Origin of the sequence: Enterococcus haemoperoxidus ATCC BAA-382 (genome assembly GCF_000407165.1) — a bacterium.
GTDB classification, from domain to species: Bacteria; Bacillota; Bacilli; order Lactobacillales; family Enterococcaceae; genus Enterococcus_L; species Enterococcus_L haemoperoxidus.
This window is the reverse complement of the sequence record NZ_KE136479.1, coordinates 2,080,290-2,099,249: the sequence shown is the minus strand read 5'-3', so window position 1 is coordinate 2,099,249 and position 18,960 is coordinate 2,080,290. Positions and strand designations below refer to the sequence as shown.

Below are 18,960 nucleotides of genomic sequence, written 5' to 3'. Positions count from 1 at the left end.
AAATTTTCAAGAATAAAGTGAGATTAAAAAAATGAATCACTCTGTATTAAGAGCAATCCATTTTTTCTTTTTAAATATTCAATACTTTATCCAAGAAATCTTTCGTCCGTTCATTTTGCGGATTTTCAAAGATTTGCTGTGGCGTACCATCCTCTAAGAAATTCCCACCATCAATAAACATGACACGATTCGCTACTTCTTTTGCAAAGCCCATTTCATGGGTAACAATGACCATCGTCATTCCTTGTTTTGCTAATTTTTTCATAACATTCAATACATCGCCGACCATCTCAGGATCTAGTGCAGAAGTCGGCTCATCGAATAACATGATATCCGGATTCATTGCTAAGGCACGAGCAATGGCTACACGTTGCTTTTGACCGCCAGATAATGATTCAGGATAGCTATCTTTTTTATCGGCTAACCCAACTGTATCTAAAAGCTTGATTGCTTTTTCTTCAGCTTCTTTTTTTGAAAGGCGACCCAAGTCTGTAGGTGCCAACGTAATATTTTCCATGATTGATAGGTGAGGGAATAGGTTGAAGTGTTGGAAAACCATCCCAATATGTTGACGTACTTTATTGATATTTGTGTTTTTGTCCGTTAAATTTGCACCATCGATTATAATATCGCCGCTAGTTGCTTCTTCAAGTTGATTCAAACAACGAAGAAAGGTACTTTTACCTGAACCGGAAGGGCCAATAACACAAACAACATCGCCTTCTTGAATGGATACATTGATATCATTAAGAACGGTATTATCACCATATTTTTTTACTAAATGTTCTACTAGAATTTTTTCAGCCATATTATTTCACCTTCTTTTCCAAAACTTTAGCTAATTTCGTTAAGGCTGTGATCAAAATCAAATACATCATTGCAATTACGAAGTAAACCATTGTACTTTGTAAGTTTCTAGCAACGATGATTTTACCTGTTTGAAGTAACTCGATCAAGCCGATTGCAGATAGAATCGTTGTATCTTTTAAAGAAATAACAAATTGATTAACGAATGATGGAATCATAATTTTGATTGCTTGCGGTAAAATGATTTTTTGCATCGTACGGTTGTATGAAAGACCTAAACTACGTGAAGCTTCCATTTGGCCAACGGGTACAGCATTGATACCGCCACGTACGATTTCAGAAATATAAGCACTCGCATTCAACGTTAATGTAATGATTCCAGCAAGGAAAACGGGAATATTGAACCCTAAAATCCCTGGTAAGCCAAAGTAGATAAAGAAGGCAAGCACCATTAAAGGAATACCACGAATGATATCAACGTAAATAGTAGAAATCACACGCAATGTTTTTGATGGAGAAGCGCTAAATAATCCGAAAAGCACACCGACGATCAAAGCTAAAATAAATGAAATTAGTGTTAATTGAATGGTCATCCACAAGCCACTCAATAGACGTTTCCAGTTATTTTGGATCATACCAACAAATGTTGATTCATCCACTTTGTTTTCTGAAGAACCATCTTTAACATATTTTCCGATGATTTCATCGTATTCGCCAGTTCGTTTTAGTTCAGCCAAACCTTCATTGAACATTTGGACCAACTCTGGGTTTTTACCTTTCTTAACGGCAAAAGCATATTTTCCGCCTTCTTCACGAGGAATCGGAGTAGCTAAGGGTTGTTTTTGAGCAACGCCGTAACCGATAACAGGATAGTCATCCATCATTGCATCGATCTCGCCAATTTCAAGAGCACTGTACAAAGCATCTGTTGTATCTAAATATTTGATTGAAAAACCATATTTATCTTTGTTGGCTTCAAGGAAATCCGCACTTTCAGTCCCAATTTTAGCACCAACTTTTTTGTCTTTTAAATCTTCATATGAGTGAATTTTGTCATTGCCTTTTTTGACAGCAATTTGAATGCCGCTGTTAAAGTAAGGCGTGGAGAAGTCAAATGATTTTTCCCGTTCATCTGTGATCGTCATTCCTGCAATCATAGCATCTGCTTGACCAGATTCAACGGCTTGAACAGCAGAACTAAATCCTATAAATTTAAACTCGATATTAAAATCCTGTAACTCAGCGATGCGTTCTACTAAATCAACATCGATTCCTTCGTATTTACCGTCAGCATTTTGAAATTCAAACGGTGCAAATGTAGAGTCACTAGCAATCACATACGTATCTTTTTTAGGTTGGATCTTTTCCATTTTAGAATCAGTAGTAGTTGTTTCAGAGCCAGTAGAAATATATTTCCCTACAATATCCTCATATTTCCCTGAACTCTTTAATTCTTTTAAACCAGCATTGAATTTTTCAATCAATTCTTTATTTTGGCCTTTTTTAACGGCAAAACCATAAGAGCTACCCGTTTCTTTTTTACCGACTAATTGAAGCTTTTGCCCATTTGTTATGGCATAGCCTAAAACAGGATAGTCATCGAAAATTGCATCAGCTTCACCATTCTCAAGTGATTGATAAAGACCGGTAGCATCATCGAAATTTTTAATTGTATAGCCGTATTTTTCTTGATTTTTCTCTAAGAAAGTGGCACTTTCAGTCCCGACTTTCGCTGCGACTGTTTTTCCTTTTAAGTCTTCGTAATTTTTGATTTTGTCATTGCCTTTTTTGACTGCCATTTGAAGCCCACTGTCGAAATAAGATTCTGAGAAGTCAAAAGATTTTTTACGCTCATCTGTAATACTCATGCCGGCAATCATACCGTCAACTTGTTTTGATTGTACCGCTTGGATCGCACTATCAAACCCAAGTGGCTTCAAATTTACCTTAAAGTCCTGATCTTCAGCGATTGCATGAAGCAAATCAACATCGATTCCGACATATTCTCCTTTAGAATCCTGGAACTCAAAGGGAGCAAAAGTCAAATCCGTTCCTATATTATATGTTTTTTCCTCAGCCTGAGCATTCTGCCCAAGGGTAAATGTCAGTAGACTTGCCATCATTACAATGAATGACAGTATAAAGTGTTTCCTTTTCATAAAATACCTCCTATATTTGCATATTGGATAATTATATAGTAAAAAAAGGCTAAAACACAAGTCATTCACAACGAGAAAGTTAAAAAAAAATCATTTCCTAACATTTTGTGTCACGTTATATGACATATCCGAGTTGTGATAACTGGATACTCATACTATTCATTCGAACTAAATAGACCCAAACAAAAGGTTAAATAAAATATAAATTAGTAAAAATTGCGTATACGCAAGGTATTCTAAAACTAGCGAAAATATGTTCGGTATGTTAAAATAATTGTAGGAGTTTCTTTTCAATTTTAAGGTTGTAAATTCTTATAAATAGCATGAATCATCAAAGTCAAAAGAGGTGTATTACCATAGCTAGATGCGTTATACATCAGCTGATTTGACCGTTGTTTACATTGAATTGAATCCACAAATAATGAAGTAAGAGGAGGATGTTGGATGATAGAAAGAGAGACCTCCAATACATTTGACTTAGTATCAAAATATAAGCCGGATGGGGATCAGCCAGAAGCAATTAAAAAGTTAGTTGAAGGAATCGAAGGCGGGGAAAAAGCACAAATTTTATTGGGTGCGACAGGAACCGGTAAAACATTTACGATTTCCAATGTAATAACGGAAGTGAACAAACCAACATTGGTGATTGCTCATAATAAGACATTAGCTGGACAGCTTTATGGAGAATTTAAAGAATTCTTCCCTAATAACGCGGTCGAGTATTTTGTTAGTTATTATGACTATTATCAACCTGAAGCATATGTTCCTTCAAGTGATACATATATAGAAAAAGACGCTAGTATCAACGATGAAATCGACAAACTACGGCATTCAGCGACAAGTTCTTTATTAGAAAGAAATGATGTGATCGTCGTTGCCTCTGTATCATGTATTTTTGGTTTAGGGGACCCTAAGGAGTATAGTGAACAGGTAGTTTCTATTCGTGTAGGTATGGAAATGGATCGAAGTCAGCTGTTAACAGATCTCGTAAATATTCAATTTGAGCGAAATGATATTGATTTTCAGCGCGGTCGCTTTCGTGTACGGGGTGATGTAGTTGAGATTTTCCCTGCTTCAAGAGATGATCATGCTTTAAGAGTTGAATTTTTTGGGGATGAAATTGAACGAATAAGAGAAGTGGACGCTTTAACAGGCGAAGTAATCGGTGAGACTGAACATGTAGCGATTTTCCCTGCGACTCACTTTGTGACCAATGATGATCATATGGAACATGCCATTTCGCAAATTCAAGAAGAATTAGAGGCGCGTCTAACAGTCTTACGCAGTGAAAATAAATTGTTGGAAGCACAACGTTTAGAACAACGGACTAATTATGATATCGAGATGATGAGAGAAATGGGCTACACGTCTGGTATTGAAAATTATTCTCGTCATATGGACGGCCGATCAGAAGGAGAACCACCGTATACATTGATCGACTTCTTCCCAGATGATTTTTTACTCGTGATCGATGAGTCCCATGTATCAATGCCTCAAATTCGCGGGATGTATAATGGTGACCGGGCTAGAAAACAAATGCTAGTAGACTATGGTTTCCGTTTGCCGAGTGCTTTGGATAATCGACCATTACGATTAGAAGAATTTGAAAAACACGTCCACCAAGTCGTGTATGTTTCTGCGACTCCTGGACCTTATGAATATGAACAAACAGATACCGTGATACCACAGATCATCCGACCAACGGGATTGTTAGATCCGTTGATTGAAGTTCGTCCGATTATGGGACAAATCGATGATTTAGTGGGAGAAATCCATGATCGTGTAGAAAAAGATCAACGTGTGTTTATTACCACGTTAACGAAAAAAATGTCTGAAGATTTAACAGACTACCTTAAAGAACTAGGTATTAAAGTTAAATATCTTCATAGTGATATCAAAACGCTAGAACGAACGGAAATCATTCGCGATTTACGTTTAGGTGAATTTGATGTGCTGATAGGAATCAACTTGCTTCGTGAAGGATTGGATGTACCAGAAGTATCATTGATTGCGATTTTGGATGCAGATAAAGAAGGCTTCTTGAGAAGTGAACGCTCATTGATCCAGACAATTGGACGTGCTGCTCGTAACTCCGATGGCCGCGTCATTATGTATGCAGATAAAATTACTGATTCGATGCAAAAAGCAATGGATGAAACCGCACGTCGTCGTTCGATCCAAGAAAAATACAACGAAGAACATGGCATTACACCAAAAACAATCATTAAAGAAATTCGCGAGTTGATCTCAATTTCTAAAACAAATGAAAAGGGCGAAACAATCAAGATCGACAAATCGTATCATGAATTGAGTCGTCAAGAAAAAGCTGATTTATTGATGAAATTAGAAAAAGAAATGCGGGATGCGGCTAAAGCATTAGACTTTGAAACTGCAGCGACTTTAAGAGATACGATTTTGGAGTTGAAAGCAGCGGAATAAAAACAGTGGCTGTGTTTCACAGCAAAGGAGATAAATAATGGCAAATGATAAAATCGTCATTCATGGCGCACGCGCTCATAATTTAAAAAATATAGATGTTACGATTCCTCGTGACAAAATGGTTGTAGTTACAGGTTTATCAGGTTCTGGGAAAAGTTCATTGGCTTTTGATACATTATATGCTGAAGGTCAGCGTCGCTATGTAGAGAGTCTTTCAGCCTATGCTAGACAATTCTTAGGTCAAATGGATAAACCTGATGTGGACAGTATTGACGGACTGAGTCCAGCAATTTCTATCGATCAAAAAACAACGAGTAAAAATCCTAGATCAACTGTTGGTACAGTGACTGAAATCAATGATTATCTAAGACTTTTATTCGCTCGTGTCGGGCACCCAATTTGTCCTAACGATGGTACTGAAATTACGAGTCAATCTGTTGAGCAAATGGTAGATAAAGTGTTGGAGCTGCCAGAAAAAACTAAACTTCAAGTTTTAGCACCTGTAATTGTTAAGAAAAAAGGGCAACATAAAAAAGTCTTTGAAATGATTCAACGTGAAGGCTATGTACGGATGCGGGTTGATGGAGAAACGTATGATGTAACAGAAGCTCCTGAACTTGAGAAAAATAAAAAACACGATATTGCGATCGTCATAGACCGAATCGTCGTAAAAGAAGGAATCCGTTCTCGTTTGTTTGATTCATTTGAAGCTGCATTACGATTAGCTGATGGTTATGCGTTAGTAGATGTGATTGACGGGGAAGAAATGCTTTTCAGTGAACATTACGCTTGTCCCTATTGTGGCTTTACAGTGGGAGAATTAGAACCAAGATTGTTTTCTTTTAATGCCCCATTTGGCGCTTGTCCTGATTGTGATGGATTAGGAATTAAATTAGAAGTCGATCGTGATCTAGTTATTCCTGATCCCACCAAAACCTTGCGTGAAGGAGCGGTTGCTCCTTGGAATCCAATCAGCTCTCAATATTATCCGCAAATGCTGGAACAAGCAGCAGATAGTTTTAACATTGATATGGATACCCCATTTAATGAGCTACCAGAAGAACATCAGGATATTATTTTAAATGGTTCAAATGGTGAACCTTTCCATTTCCATTATGAGAATGATTTTGGTGGAGTACGTGATGTAGAAGTACCATTTGAAGGTGTTTTAACCAATATCAAACGTCGTTACCATGAAACAAATAGTGACTTTACTCGTGACCAAATGCGTTTATATATGACTGAATTAACTTGTCAAACATGTAAAGGATATCGCTTGAATCCGCAAGCTCTATCAGTCAAAATAGATAATACAAATATCGGTCAAGTCAGTCAATTAGCAATCAAAAATGCGGTTCAATTTTTTGAAACGGTTAAATTGTCTGAACAAGAGCAAATGATTGCAAAACCAATCTTAAAAGAAGTAGAAGATCGTTTGAACTTTTTAAAAAATGTTGGGCTAGATTATTTAACTTTGAGTCGTGCAGCAGGAACATTATCAGGTGGAGAAGCTCAGAGAATTCGTTTAGCAACCCAGATTGGTTCAAATTTATCTGGTGTCTTATATATTTTAGATGAACCATCGATTGGACTACACCAGCGGGATAATGACCGTTTGATCGAGTCACTTAAGAAAATGCGTGATTTAGGTAATACACTGATCGTTGTTGAACACGATGAAGACACGATGCGAGCATCTGACTATTTAATCGATGTAGGACCTGGAGCTGGACATTTAGGTGGAGAAATCGTTGCTTCAGGAACTCCAGATGAAGTAGCAAAAAATCCTAATTCATTAACAGGTCAATATCTTTCTGGGAAAAAAGTAATCCCTGTTCCTAAAGAGCGTCGTAAAGGCAATGGCAAAAAAATCAAAGTGACAGGTGCAACGGAAAACAACTTGAAAAATGTCACGGTTGAATTTCCATTAGGAGAGTTTGTGGCAGTCACTGGGGTTTCTGGATCCGGGAAGAGTACCTTAGTGAATCAAATCTTGAAAAAAGCCTTAGCACAAAAAATCAATCGTAATTCCAATAAACCAGGAAAACACAAAAGTATCACTGGTTACAATAATATAGAAAAAATCATTGATATCGATCAAAGCCCGATTGGTCGTACACCGCGAAGTAATCCAGCAACATATACAAGTGTTTTTGATGATATCCGTGATTTATTTGCCAAAACGAATGAAGCAAAAGTTCGTGGGTATAAAAAAGGACGCTTTAGCTTTAATGTAAAAGGCGGCCGTTGTGAAGCCTGTCGTGGGGATGGAATAATTAAGATCGAAATGCATTTTTTACCAGATGTTTATGTTCCATGTGAAGTTTGTCATGGCAAACGTTACAATTCTGAAACACTAGAAGTTCACTATAAAGGAAAAAATATTTCTGATATCTTAGATCTAACAGTGGAAGATGCAGTAGAGTTCTTTCAACATATCCCTAAGATCCATCGTAAATTGAAAACAATCGTCGATGTAGGCTTAGGGTATGTCACATTAGGACAGCCGGCCACTACATTATCTGGTGGAGAAGCACAACGAATGAAACTGGCAAGTGAACTTCATAAAAATTCTAACGGTAAGAATTTCTATATCTTAGATGAACCGACAACAGGATTGCATACGGATGATATTGCTCGCTTGTTAGTTGTATTAGAAAGACTTGTTGAAGCTGGGAATACTGTACTTGTTATTGAACACAATTTGGATGTAATAAAGTCAGCAGACCATGTAATTGATTTGGGTCCAGAAGGTGGAGACGGTGGAGGAACAATTGTTGCAACAGGAACACCAGAAGAAATTGCTAAAGTCAAAGCAAGCTACACTGGAAAATATTTAAAACGAGTTTTATAAATTGGTATACTCCATTTTGAAAGTATTATCACTGTTTTTAAAGAAAGAATGAAGTTTGAATAAAAATTATCTATTACTATTGATTTCTTCGTAATATTGAAGTAAAATCACAGTCAGATAGATATATTGTTCAACCTAATTGGTATATATCTTTCCTTCTATAAATAATCCGTTCAAAAGAGAAAAGCGCAGCCTTCTAATGAAGGTTGTCTTTTTTTTGTTTTAAAAGTTTTATAATACAGTGGAAAAAAATATAGTAAAAGGTATGGGAAATGAAAATGAGAGAAAAATAATAAAATAAATAAAAACTTATGTTTTTTAATCACTTTAATCTAAAAATAGTCAAAAAAAGAAAGTATCTATACGTAAGTTGAATGATATTTATCGGAAAAACATGATATTCTATAATTATCAAAAGAGTATGAAAGGATGATTTTTTCTTGGAAAAGAGAGAAGTAAAAATTGGTGAGCATTATGTTTGTCATGGATCAAATTTTTCTTGGTTTTTTGTAGGAGAGGCCATCTCCAAAAAAGAAGAAGATGTACAAGTTAGAGTTGTTAAATGCCATCCTACAGATCGTCCAGTCATAAATTGTGATGATCCTGTTTTGAACTTAGCTTATTTTGACGTTATTGAAAATGCATAGTTTTTAAAGATTTGGGGTTGAGTATGCTAACATAGGTTGAGTAACCCTTAATAAATCATTATATATAGTATCAAAAAAACTAATAAACAAAAAAAGACTAAAATAAACTTTAAACGTTTATTTTAGTCTTTTTATCTATATATTATATGAATATAATGCTTGTTTTATTTCAATAACATTTATTATTATTTGTGTTTTTTATAAATAGCTAAATATTCATTGTTAAAGTTAAATCCAGATGTATTTGAATTTTAATATCAAAGAACTTATTCGAACCTATAAATTCCTAAGAAAGTATGAATGAAAGACTAGAATTGTTTGAAAAGCTTTCTTTGATACGCCCGGGATGCTATAATTAGTAAAATGTTTCCAAAGGAGTGCGAAAAAATGGCTGATAATTTACAATTAGTTATAATCACTGGAATGAGCGGAGCAGGAAAAACTGTAGCTATTCAAAGTTTTGAAGATATGGGGTATTTTTGTATTGATAATATGCCCCCAAGTTTGATTCCTAAGTTTTGGGAGTTGATCAAAGAATCTGGGAAAGTAACGAAAATCGCTTTGGTGATTGATTTACGTTCTCGAAATTTCTTTAGAGAAATTCAAGATATGTTGGTAGAACTTGAAAATACAAATCTGATCGATACAACGATTATGTTTTTAGATGCGACTGATGAAGAACTTGTTTCTCGTTATAAAGAAACGCGTCGTGCTCATCCACTAGCGATGGATGGTCTGATTACAGAAGGAATCAGAAAAGAGCGGGCGATTCTTGAAGAAATCAGAGGAGATGCTCAAGTTGTGATCGATACGACTGATTTATCACCTAGGCAATTGCGAGAAAGAATCAATGAAGAGTTTAAATCAAGAGATACCCATGAGTTTCGTGTCGAACTTGTTTCGTTTGGGTTTAAATACGGATTGCCGATCGACGCAGATATTGTCATGGATGTACGTTTTTTACCAAATCCACATTATATACCAGAATTAAGACCACTGACAGGACAAGATCCATCTGTCTATGAATATGTAATGAGTTTTCCAGAAACAGAAAATTTTTATGTGCGATTTATTGATTTGTTAAAAAATGTGATGCCCGGTTATGAAAAAGAAGGCAAATCAAGCATTACGATCGCTATTGGCTGTACAGGTGGACAGCATCGTTCGGTTGCGTTGACAGAGCGTGTAGGTAAAGAGCTTGGGCAAGATTATCATGTCAACATTACCCATCGAGATAAAGGAAAGCGTAAAGAGACGGTGAACCGCTCATGAAAATGAAAACATACCGTATTAGAAAACCCAAAATCGTTGTTGTCGGTGGAGGGACTGGCTTACCTGTTATCTTAAAAAGTTTGCGTAATCAAAGTGCGGATATTACAGCTGTGGTAACCGTTGCAGATGATGGAGGGAGTAGCGGTGAAATTCGAGAGTCGATGAATATGACACCTCCTGGAGATTTGCGCAATGTATTAGTTGCCTTATCTGATATGCCACAGCTTTATGAAGATATTTTTCAATATCGTTTTGATAAATCAGATAAATATTTTGCCAATCATGCAATTGGAAATTTGATTATTGCAGCTGTTTCAGAAATGCGTGGTAGTACGTATGAAGCAATTCAGTTACTTTCAAAAATGATGCATGTGGATGGACATATTTATCCTTCCTCTGAACGGCCACTGACGTTGCATGCTGTCTTTAAAGATGGATCTATTGCCGTTGGCGAATCAAACATTGCTGTTGATCGAAAAACGATCGATCATGTTTTTGTAACGAACACTAATGATGACGAACAACCAAAAGCTGCTAGAAAAGTTGTAAAAGCAATTGAAGAAGCAGATATGATTGTTTTAGGGCCTGGTAGTATGTTTACAAGTATTTTACCTAACTTAGTGATCAAGGAAATCGGAGAAGCAATCATTAACGCTGAAGGTGAAGTGGTCTACATTTGTAATATTATGACTCAAAAAGGGGAAACGGAGCATTTTACTGATGCTGATCATGTTTGTGTATTGCACGAACATCTTAAAAGTAAGTTTGTTGACACTGTTTTAGTCAATACTGAAAATGTCCCTGATGGTTATATGGATCCGGAAGTTTATGATGAATATTTAGTTCAGGTAGAACATGATTTCCAAACATTGAGAGATGAAGGCTGTCGTGTGATTTCTACGGACTTTTTAAAATTACGTGATGGCGGTGTTTTTCATGATGGTGACAAAGTTGTGGATGAATTATTCCGTATTGTATTCGGCGCAAGATATTAATGAGTAAGAACAAGGGAAAGGAGTGGGGAGATTGTCTTTTGCAGCAGATGTAAAAAAAGAGCTGACAACTTTAGAGGTTCATCGAGAACATGCACGAGCAGAATTAGCTGCTTTGATTCGGATGAATGGCTCATTAAGTATTGTGAATCAGCAATTTGTATTGAATGTTCAAACTGAAAATGCAGCGATCGCCAGACGAATCTATTCTCTTTTAAAAGATCATTATGATGTTCGCTCAGAATTATTAGTCCGAAAAAAAATGAAATTAAAAAAGAATAATGTGTATATCGTACGACTAAAGCAAGATACGAAAAGTGTGCTGGCTGATTTAGATATTCTGGATGGAATGATGTTTAATACCCATGTATCAGATGATATTATCGGAAATGCACAAAAAATGAGATCCTATTTGAGAGGAGCTTTTATGGCCTCTGGATCTGTCAACAATCCAGAAACAAGCCGCTATCATCTGGAAATATTTTCGATTTACGAAGAACACAATGATGATATTTGCCAGATGCTGAACTATTATGATTTAAATGCGCGAACATTAGAACGTCGTAATGGCTATATTTCCTATCTTAAAGGGGCAGAACGAATCGCTGATTTTTTAACACTGATCGGTGCGACAAATTCGATGCTGAAATTTGAAGATGTTCGTATCGTACGAGATATGCGTAATTCAGTGAATCGTTTGGTCAATTGTGAAACGGCGAATCTTAATAAAACGATCGATGCAGCATCAAAACAAATCGAAAATATTCAGTATATCGAAAGTGTAGTAGGTTTAGCAGCGTTACCGGGAAAATTACAAGAAATTGCGGAATTACGATTAGAATATCCAGAAGTAAGTTTAAAAGAATTAGGGGAAATGATTCCATCAGGTGCCATTTCAAAATCAGGAATCAATCACCGAATTCGTAAAATTAATGAATTTGCGGATAAGTTAAGAGAACCAAGTGCGTAACTTCTTATGGATTGCTATGAGGCAATAGCAGAGAGCTGGGTGGAAATGATGGGCGTAGAAGATAAAGATTTTATTATGAGACAAATCAAACAACTTGGAGAAGGTCTAGGGACTTTTCTTGGAAAAGAAGATGTGGATAAGATTTTAAGTTTTGGCGAAGATGCTGAAAAAGAAATTGAAGATTCTTCACTAGAAAAGAAAATGAGTTCTGATACGATAGCTAAAAAAAATAAGACAAAGCCAAATTAGCTTTGTCTTATTTTTTATTTACCTTCTATATAGCTGATCAGTTCGTCTTTAGTAACTGATTCATCAAAAATATGTTCACCAATCACGATCGTTGGCACAAATTTGATATTTGCAGCTGTTGCTTCCTCAATCACTGATTGGACAATTGCAGGTACCTCTTTTTTAGGTAGTTGTAAATTATCTTCAGCAAATACTGCTACATCTTCTAAAGAAAGATTTCCCCATTGATCTTGTGTATCATACATTTGTTTCAAATCAGTCAGGCCTTTTTCTGGCAAATCGTAGTTGATATGATGATGCATCACATTACCGCGTTGCAAACTTTCTTTATCTTTATCTAAAAGTTTGATGATTCGTTGAACTTCCCCTTCTTTGACATACTCATTCAATAAATCAAACGATTCCTCAAACCATTTTTTACAATACGGACAGCGAACATTCATAAATTCAACCATTTTCACGGGTGCTGAATCGCTCCCAATTGCTAAACCATTTTTTGTTGTAACTTTTGTTGCATCGATAACTGAAATATCCATTTTAGTATCATCCTTTCATATCTTCTGTTCTAAGTGTAGCTCTTTTCGCTTTTAGTTTAAATAAAAATGCCCAAAATTTTCAAAAGAAATTTTGGACATAGAAGTTATTATTTGCTTAAAGAGCTACTGTTTTCCATTACTTCATCGATCAAACCGTATTCTTTTGCTTGTTGAGCAGTCATAAAGTTATCACGATCTGTGTCACGTTCAATGACTTCAAGTGGTTGACCAGTACGTTCTGCCAAGATTTTATTCAAGCGATCACGCGTATCTAGAATGTGTTTAGCTGCGATTTCGATCTCAGTTGCTTGACCTTGTGCGCCACCTAGTGGTTGGTGGATCATGATTTCGGCATTAGGTAGAGCAAAACGTTTGCCTTTTGTACCAGCAGTTAATAAGAAACTTCCCATAGAAGCTGCCATACCAAGAACGATTGTTTGCACATCGGCTTTAACAAAATTCATTGTGTCAAAGATTGCTAATCCGGCAGAAACACTTCCTCCTGGCGAATTGATATAGATATAGATGTCTTTTTCAGAGTCCTGTGCATCCAAAAATAGTAATTGGGCAATGACTGAGTTCGCTACATTATCATCGATCGGACCACTTAACATGATGATTCTATCTTTTAATAATCGTGAATAAATGTCATATGCTCTTTCTCCACGAGATGATTGTTCAATGACTGTTGGTATTAAATTCATAGTATATTCCTCCTATATAAAAAACTCTTCAAATCATTTTATCACAAAGCATACCTTAATGCTTAAAAAAAGTATACTTCATTGGTCAATAAAGGTCAACTTTAATGCACTAAATCAAAAAAAAAGAGCGATTAAAAAACATGACTGGGACATAACTCTGTGAGTCACATCCCAGTCACATGGAAGCCGGATAAATGGTGAAATCAGAAGCAACTCCTTCAGAAATAAGCTTCTTATACGAAAACTAATACTGTAAAAAAACAAAAAAAAGCTACCTCCTACTGAAACCGTAGTTAGCTAAAATTGGTCTAGAACGCTTCAACAGTTATTTGTTAGAGTGTTCTTTCTATTTTGTAAATAACTTTCTCCAAGTTCATTATAGCGGGACTGATCGGAAAACATCCGATAAATGATACGTATTAATAAATGAACGGTCGCAACAACCGATTTTTTATGTCCAGCATTTCTTCTTACCCGAAAGAAAAATGCTTGGATTCGATTGGGTTTCCCTTGGGAAACTGCTAGTGCTCCTTGCGCTAAGACCTTCTTTAGGTAAGAATTTCCTTTTCCTACCCGTTTACTTCGATTCTTTCCAGCACTTTGATTGTTTCCTGGACTCGCTCCTGCCCATGAAGCCAAATGTCCAGATGTCGGGAAAACAGACATATCTATCCCCACTTCTGCGAGTACAACTGCCGCTGTTCTTCGATTGATTCCTGGGATTTCCTCCAAACGTTCTACGTATTCTTCATAAGGAACGAGATAATCGTTGATTGTTTCTTCGACTTCTACTAGTTGTTTTTCTAAGCACTCAATTTGAGTGAGATGAAGAGCTAACATTTTACGATAATGAGGTGTCATAAATCCTTCTAGGGATTCAAGCAATTGAGGCACTTTTCTGCGTAAGGTAGTGTACACACACTCGAGAATGAGTGACTCTGTGATTGGTATATTTTCAATTAAGGCATAGAGTAAGGCTCTGCCAGATTTTCCATAGATATCTTTAATCACTGAGGTTAATTTGATTCCAGCATTCTGCAGGACCATGTGCCCCCGATTTTTTTCTCGATTCAGATCTTCTACTAAGTGCTTGCGATAACGTGTTAAGTCTCTCAATTCCTGAATAGGTTCTGGTGGAACAAAACTTGTAGGAACGACTCCTAATCGAGTGAGACGAGCAATCCATTCCGCATCTTTCATATCCGTTTTTTTTCCTGGAATATTTTTGATGTGGCGAGGATTCGCCAACTGTAAATCAAAATGATTTTGTAAAATTCGCCAGACACATTTCCAATAAACACCCGTGCTTTCCATGCTTATGTGTGTGACTTCGTAAGAAGTCAACCAATCAGATAAGTCAAAAAGACCACGAGTTGTCGTATCAAAACTACCAAAGAATTTTTCTGGGCGTTTTTTCCCTTCAGCAGAACGAATAATACACGCAACAATTACTTTTTGATGGATGTCTAATCCAGCACAACAAGAACGAAGTACATCTTCCATTTTCAACATTCCTCCTTGAAAAAAAGTACAGAAGAGGCTATTCTACTTATAGAAACAATTTATTTTTATACGCAGGTTCTACGACCTAATGATTGGTGCAGGTCTTTTCGTGCGACGAGTAACCGCAGGAGCAAATAAGTAGAATGATCTAGTTTGTCCCTCAAGGTTACTTGGAGAAGAACCTCAATAAGCGATCGACCTACAAGCCACTTCTGTCATCTCTAGTATGACAGGAAATAGCCTGTAGGTCGATCACTTTATTTTCATTCTGTTTGGTGAGGGCGGTAGCCCTCATGAGTGTTTGTCCCAACCCCTTTATCTTCAACTATTATGAAGTTACAACAATGTTTCCATTTTGATCTGCAGGTTTAAGCAAAGTAGCAATTGATGTGAAAAATGCAATGATTACAGGAATCATTGTCCAACTGAATACAAGATACATAATTCCTTTTCCAGTAAAACCAGAGTAGAATTTGTGAATACCAATTCCACCTAAGAAAAATGCTAATATGAAATAAATCCATTTATTGACTACTCTACCATGTTGCACGTAGCCGCCCACTGATTGTGAATTGTTATTTTCATTGACAATATTGATATTGATTTTGTCTTGTAAATTTTCTGTTGCACTTGCAGTTTTTTCTGTTTTGTGGATGATTAATTCATCACCATCTTCGAATACATCAACAAGGTCACCGACTTCTGGCTTGAAATTAAACCATTCATACAATGCTCGTGTTGTGCTCCCATCTTCATTAGCAATAACTACATCATCAAAATCTAATTTAATAACTTTCTTCCCCATAACTATTTCCCCACTTTTTGTTTATAATATTATTACTGTTATATTATAGCATCAAAAGAAATAGTTATCTAGAGCCATAAAGTATATTCTAACCATTAAGCGTAGTAATAATGTATAAAGGCGTGATTTTTTTTAGTATGGGAAAATGTATACTAGTCTTTTTACCATATTTTTTTACGCTTGTGAAAGAGTATGTTATACTAAAAAAACAAGAATGAAAAGAGTGAGGGAATCCGAATGGTTGTTTTTATCGCAGGTATGACTGGTGTGTTAGTTGGTGCAGTTATTGCATCAATTGGTGTTGCGCTAAGTGTAACGTATGAGCAACGTAAATCAGTACGTTACCGAGAACTAGAAAATTTTGTTAAAGAAATAGAAACGTTGAATCTTTTGAATAAAAAAATCAATGAGATTTTACAGAAAAGAGATATATATGTAGATAAATCCGTGAATTTTATATCGATGGATGATTGTTATATCAGTATTGATGATTTTATCTATTTAGAATCTTTTTCGGCTCAAAATAATTTTTACTTACCGACCTATTTGATTGAAGAGTTCTTCAAAAAAATCGCTCATAGAAAAGTCATCTTAACGCCTGATGAAGTGATCTCAATGGGAGGAAGTACGTATAAAGGCGGCCGAGTTATCTTAGAAAGTTTTTCAGAAGAGTTACTGTCGATTATTGAAGATAAAAAAAGACAAATGAAACGTTTGACACATAAGCCTCTATATTATTTCCAAAGAGGCTAAGATATTTTAAACAGCTGCTGCTCAAGCAAAAACGAGCAGCAGCTGTTTTTAATTTATAATGTGGAAATGCTGAGGAATGATTTGAATTATAAGAGAGAAATATAATACTAAAATCGTTTGATTTTAATTGTTACGAAAATAATAAACAATAAGTAAAAAAGTAAATACAAACGTTTTTAGAATTTTCTGAATATTTTTATCGAATTTTATTGACATTCTCATTTATTAGGTATATAGTTAACAAAAGCTTTTATTTATCACATGCTATTTTAATCTTTGTAGATTTTTTTTATAAAAAGGAGACCATTGCCATGCAAAAGACAAACAACAATCACGTATTAGTCATTATTTTATCGTGTAGGACTTAGAACACTGAGAAATTTCGCAGATGTTAGAGTCCTGTTTGTCTTTGGTAAATGGGGGTCTTACTAAAGCATCCCATTCAATTGATGGGGTGCTTTTTTTGTAGAAAGTTTTATAAAGAGTCGAGCAGAGTAAATAAGAAAATGAATCAGAAGAAGCAAAAAAGAGATCTTCTGGAGATAACTGAATTGGAGTGGATGAAAAATGCGTAGTGATAAAATCAAAAAAGGAATCGAGGCGGCTCCCGCCAGAAGCTTGCTTTATGCAACTGGGCAAGTGAAAAATGCTAAAGATATGAACAAACCGTTTATAGCAATTTGTAATTCTTATATTGATATAGTTCCAGGACATGTTCATTTAAGAGAGTTAGCGGATGTTGCTAAAGAGGCGATTCGTGAAGCTGGAGGAATTCCTTTTGAATTCAATACGATCGGTGTAGATGACGGCATTGCGATGGGACATATTGGTATGCGTTATTCATTACCCAGTAGAGAAATCATTGCGGATGCTGCAGAGACCGTGATAAATGCACATTGGTTTGATGGCGTATTCTATATTCCTAACTGTGACAAAATCACTCCAGGAATGCTAATGGCAAGTGTCCGAACGAATGTACCAGCAATTTTTTGTTCAGGAGGTCCAATGAAAGCTGGACTTGATCCAACAGGACATACCTTGACGCTTTCGAATATGTTTGAAGCCGTTGGCACCTTTAAAGAAGGCAAAATGACAGAAGAAGAATTCAATTTTATGGAACAAAATGCTTGTCCGACTTGTGGCTCATGTGCCGGAATGTTTACAGCCAACTCAATGAACTGTTTGATGGAAGTTTTAGGAATGGCATTACCTGGAAATGGAACAATCTTAGCAGTATCAGATGAACGTAGAGAACTTGTTCGACAATCAGCTTTTCATTTGATGGATCTAGTCAAAAAACAAATCAAACCAAGAGATATCATTACGAAAGAAGCAATCGATGATGCGTTTGCATTAGATATGGCAATGGGGGGGTCAACTAATACTGTTTTGCATACATTAGCGATTGCCAATGAAGCAGAGATCGATTACAACTTAGAAGAAGTTAATGCGATTGCTGAACGTGTTCCTTATCTATCAAAAATTGCCCCATCATCCGCTTATTCAATGCATGATGTTCATGAAGCAGGAGGCGTGCCAGCAATCATGAAGGAGTTAGTAGACTTAGGCAATGCAATCCATCCAGACCGGATTACAGTTACTGGAAAAACGATTCGTGAAAATGTTCAGGATGCTGTAATCAAAAATGAAGAAGTTATTCATCTAAAAGAGAATCCGTACAGCCCAGTAGGTGGATTATCAATATTGTATGGAAATATTGCACCAAAAGGCAGCGTAATCAAAGTTGGCGGAGTGGATCCATCTATCAAAAAATTTGTAGGTAAAGCGATTTGTTTTAGCTCTCATGATGAAGCTGTTGCAGCAATAGATGATCATACTGTTAAAAAAGGACATGTTGTAGTTATTCGTTATGAAGGACCAAAAGGTGGGCCTGGTATGCCGGAAATGTTGGCACCAACCTCTAGTATCGTTGGGCGTGGTTTAGGAAAAGATGTTGCTTTAATTACAGATGGACGTTTTTCAGGCGCGACCAGAGGAATAGCGGTAGGACATATTTCTCCAGAAGCTGCTGCAGGTGGCCCAATCGCTTTAGTCAGAGATGGTGATGAGATTGAAATTGATTTAATAAATCGAACACTAGAATTACATGTTTCAGATGAAGAGTTGGCGAAAAGAAATGACCAATTGCCAAAATTCAAGGCGAAAGTAAAAACAGGATACTTAGCTCGATATACGGCGTTAGTTACTTCAGCTCATACTGGGGGAATCATGCAGATTCCAGAAGATTTGCTAGACTAGAGGAGGGAAGC

General features: G+C 36.2%; 15 protein-coding genes. 9 read left to right on the top strand and 6 right to left on the bottom strand.

What is annotated here, in order from left to right:
* Positions 1-70 precede the first annotated feature (70 nt).
* Together I583_RS09655 and I583_RS09650 are read right to left on the bottom strand one after the other, a co-directional pair.
* Positions 71-808 (bottom strand): amino acid ABC transporter ATP-binding protein, encoded by a 738-nt coding sequence (locus I583_RS09655; RefSeq protein WP_010760672.1) that lies wholly within the window; start codon positions 806-808, stop codon positions 71-73.
* A gap of 1 nt (position 809) precedes the next feature.
* Positions 810-2,966, bottom strand: a complete 2,157-nt coding sequence (locus tag I583_RS09650) for an amino acid ABC transporter substrate-binding protein/permease (protein WP_010760673.1) — start codon at positions 2,964-2,966, stop codon at positions 810-812.
* 444 nt (positions 2,967-3,410) lie between these two features.
* Here I583_RS09650 and uvrB point away from each other — a divergent pair, with 444 nt between their 5' ends.
* The 7 genes from uvrB to I583_RS09615 all read left to right on the top strand — a co-directional run bounded on the left by uvrB (position 3,411) and on the right by I583_RS09615 (position 12,389).
* Complete coding sequence (gene uvrB, locus I583_RS09645) at positions 3,411-5,405, top strand: excinuclease ABC subunit UvrB (protein WP_010760674.1); 1,995 nt, start codon at positions 3,411-3,413, stop codon at positions 5,403-5,405.
* 37 nt (positions 5,406-5,442) lie between these two features.
* Positions 5,443-8,259, top strand: a complete 2,817-nt coding sequence (gene uvrA, locus I583_RS09640) for an excinuclease ABC subunit UvrA (protein ID WP_010760675.1) — start codon at positions 5,443-5,445, stop codon at positions 8,257-8,259.
* A gap of 440 nt (positions 8,260-8,699) precedes the next feature.
* Positions 8,700-8,906, top strand: a complete 207-nt coding sequence (locus I583_RS09635; protein ID WP_010760676.1) for a hypothetical protein — start codon at positions 8,700-8,702, stop codon at positions 8,904-8,906.
* A 387-nt stretch (positions 8,907-9,293) separates the two neighbouring features.
* Positions 9,294-10,178 carry an RNase adapter RapZ gene (gene rapZ, locus I583_RS09630; protein ID WP_010760677.1) on the top strand — a complete coding sequence of 295 codons (885 nt, stop codon included), beginning with the start codon at positions 9,294-9,296 and terminating at the stop codon, positions 10,176-10,178.
* A complete protein-coding gene (locus I583_RS09625) occupies positions 10,175-11,173 on the top strand; it encodes a gluconeogenesis factor YvcK family protein (protein WP_010760678.1) in 999 nt (332 codons plus the stop codon). The genes rapZ and I583_RS09625 overlap by 4 nt, the downstream gene beginning before the upstream one ends.
* Positions 11,174-11,204: 31 nt before the next feature.
* Positions 11,205-12,140: a DNA-binding protein WhiA gene (gene whiA / locus I583_RS09620; protein ID WP_010760679.1), complete on the top strand. Its 936-nt coding sequence runs from the start codon at positions 11,205-11,207 to the stop codon at positions 12,138-12,140.
* A gap of 6 nt (positions 12,141-12,146) precedes the next feature.
* Positions 12,147-12,389 (top strand): hypothetical protein, encoded by a 243-nt coding sequence (locus I583_RS09615; protein ID WP_244264866.1) that lies wholly within the window; start codon positions 12,147-12,149, stop codon positions 12,387-12,389.
* 14 nt (positions 12,390-12,403) lie between these two features.
* Here the strand turns inward: I583_RS09615 and I583_RS09610 are convergent, their stop codons facing one another.
* From I583_RS09610 to I583_RS09590, 4 genes are all read right to left on the bottom strand, one after another.
* On the bottom strand, positions 12,404-12,925 hold the full coding sequence (locus tag I583_RS09610) for a DsbA family protein (protein ID WP_010760681.1): 522 nt from the start codon (positions 12,923-12,925) through the stop codon (positions 12,404-12,406).
* A 107-nt stretch (positions 12,926-13,032) separates the two neighbouring features.
* Positions 13,033-13,629, bottom strand: a complete 597-nt coding sequence (gene clpP / locus I583_RS09605; RefSeq protein ID WP_010760682.1) for an ATP-dependent Clp endopeptidase proteolytic subunit ClpP — start codon at positions 13,627-13,629, stop codon at positions 13,033-13,035.
* Positions 13,630-13,947: 318 nt separating this feature from the next.
* Positions 13,948-15,132 carry an IS110 family RNA-guided transposase gene (locus I583_RS09595; protein ID WP_010760683.1) on the bottom strand — a complete coding sequence of 395 codons (1,185 nt, stop codon included), beginning with the start codon at positions 15,130-15,132 and terminating at the stop codon, positions 13,948-13,950.
* Positions 15,133-15,460: 328 nt separating this feature from the next.
* A complete protein-coding gene (locus tag I583_RS09590) occupies positions 15,461-15,937 on the bottom strand; it encodes a TM2 domain-containing protein (protein WP_010760684.1) in 477 nt (158 codons plus the stop codon).
* Between the two features lie 237 nt (positions 15,938-16,174).
* Between I583_RS09590 and I583_RS09585 the strand changes: the two genes are divergently transcribed.
* Entirely contained in the window at positions 16,175-16,690 is a 516-nt protein-coding gene (locus I583_RS09585; RefSeq protein WP_010760685.1) for a hypothetical protein, read from the top strand.
* Positions 16,691-17,257: 567 nt separating this feature from the next.
* Complete coding sequence (gene ilvD / locus I583_RS09580) at positions 17,258-18,949, top strand: dihydroxy-acid dehydratase (protein WP_010760686.1); 1,692 nt, start codon at positions 17,258-17,260, stop codon at positions 18,947-18,949.
* The last annotated feature ends 11 nt before the right edge of the window (positions 18,950-18,960 follow it).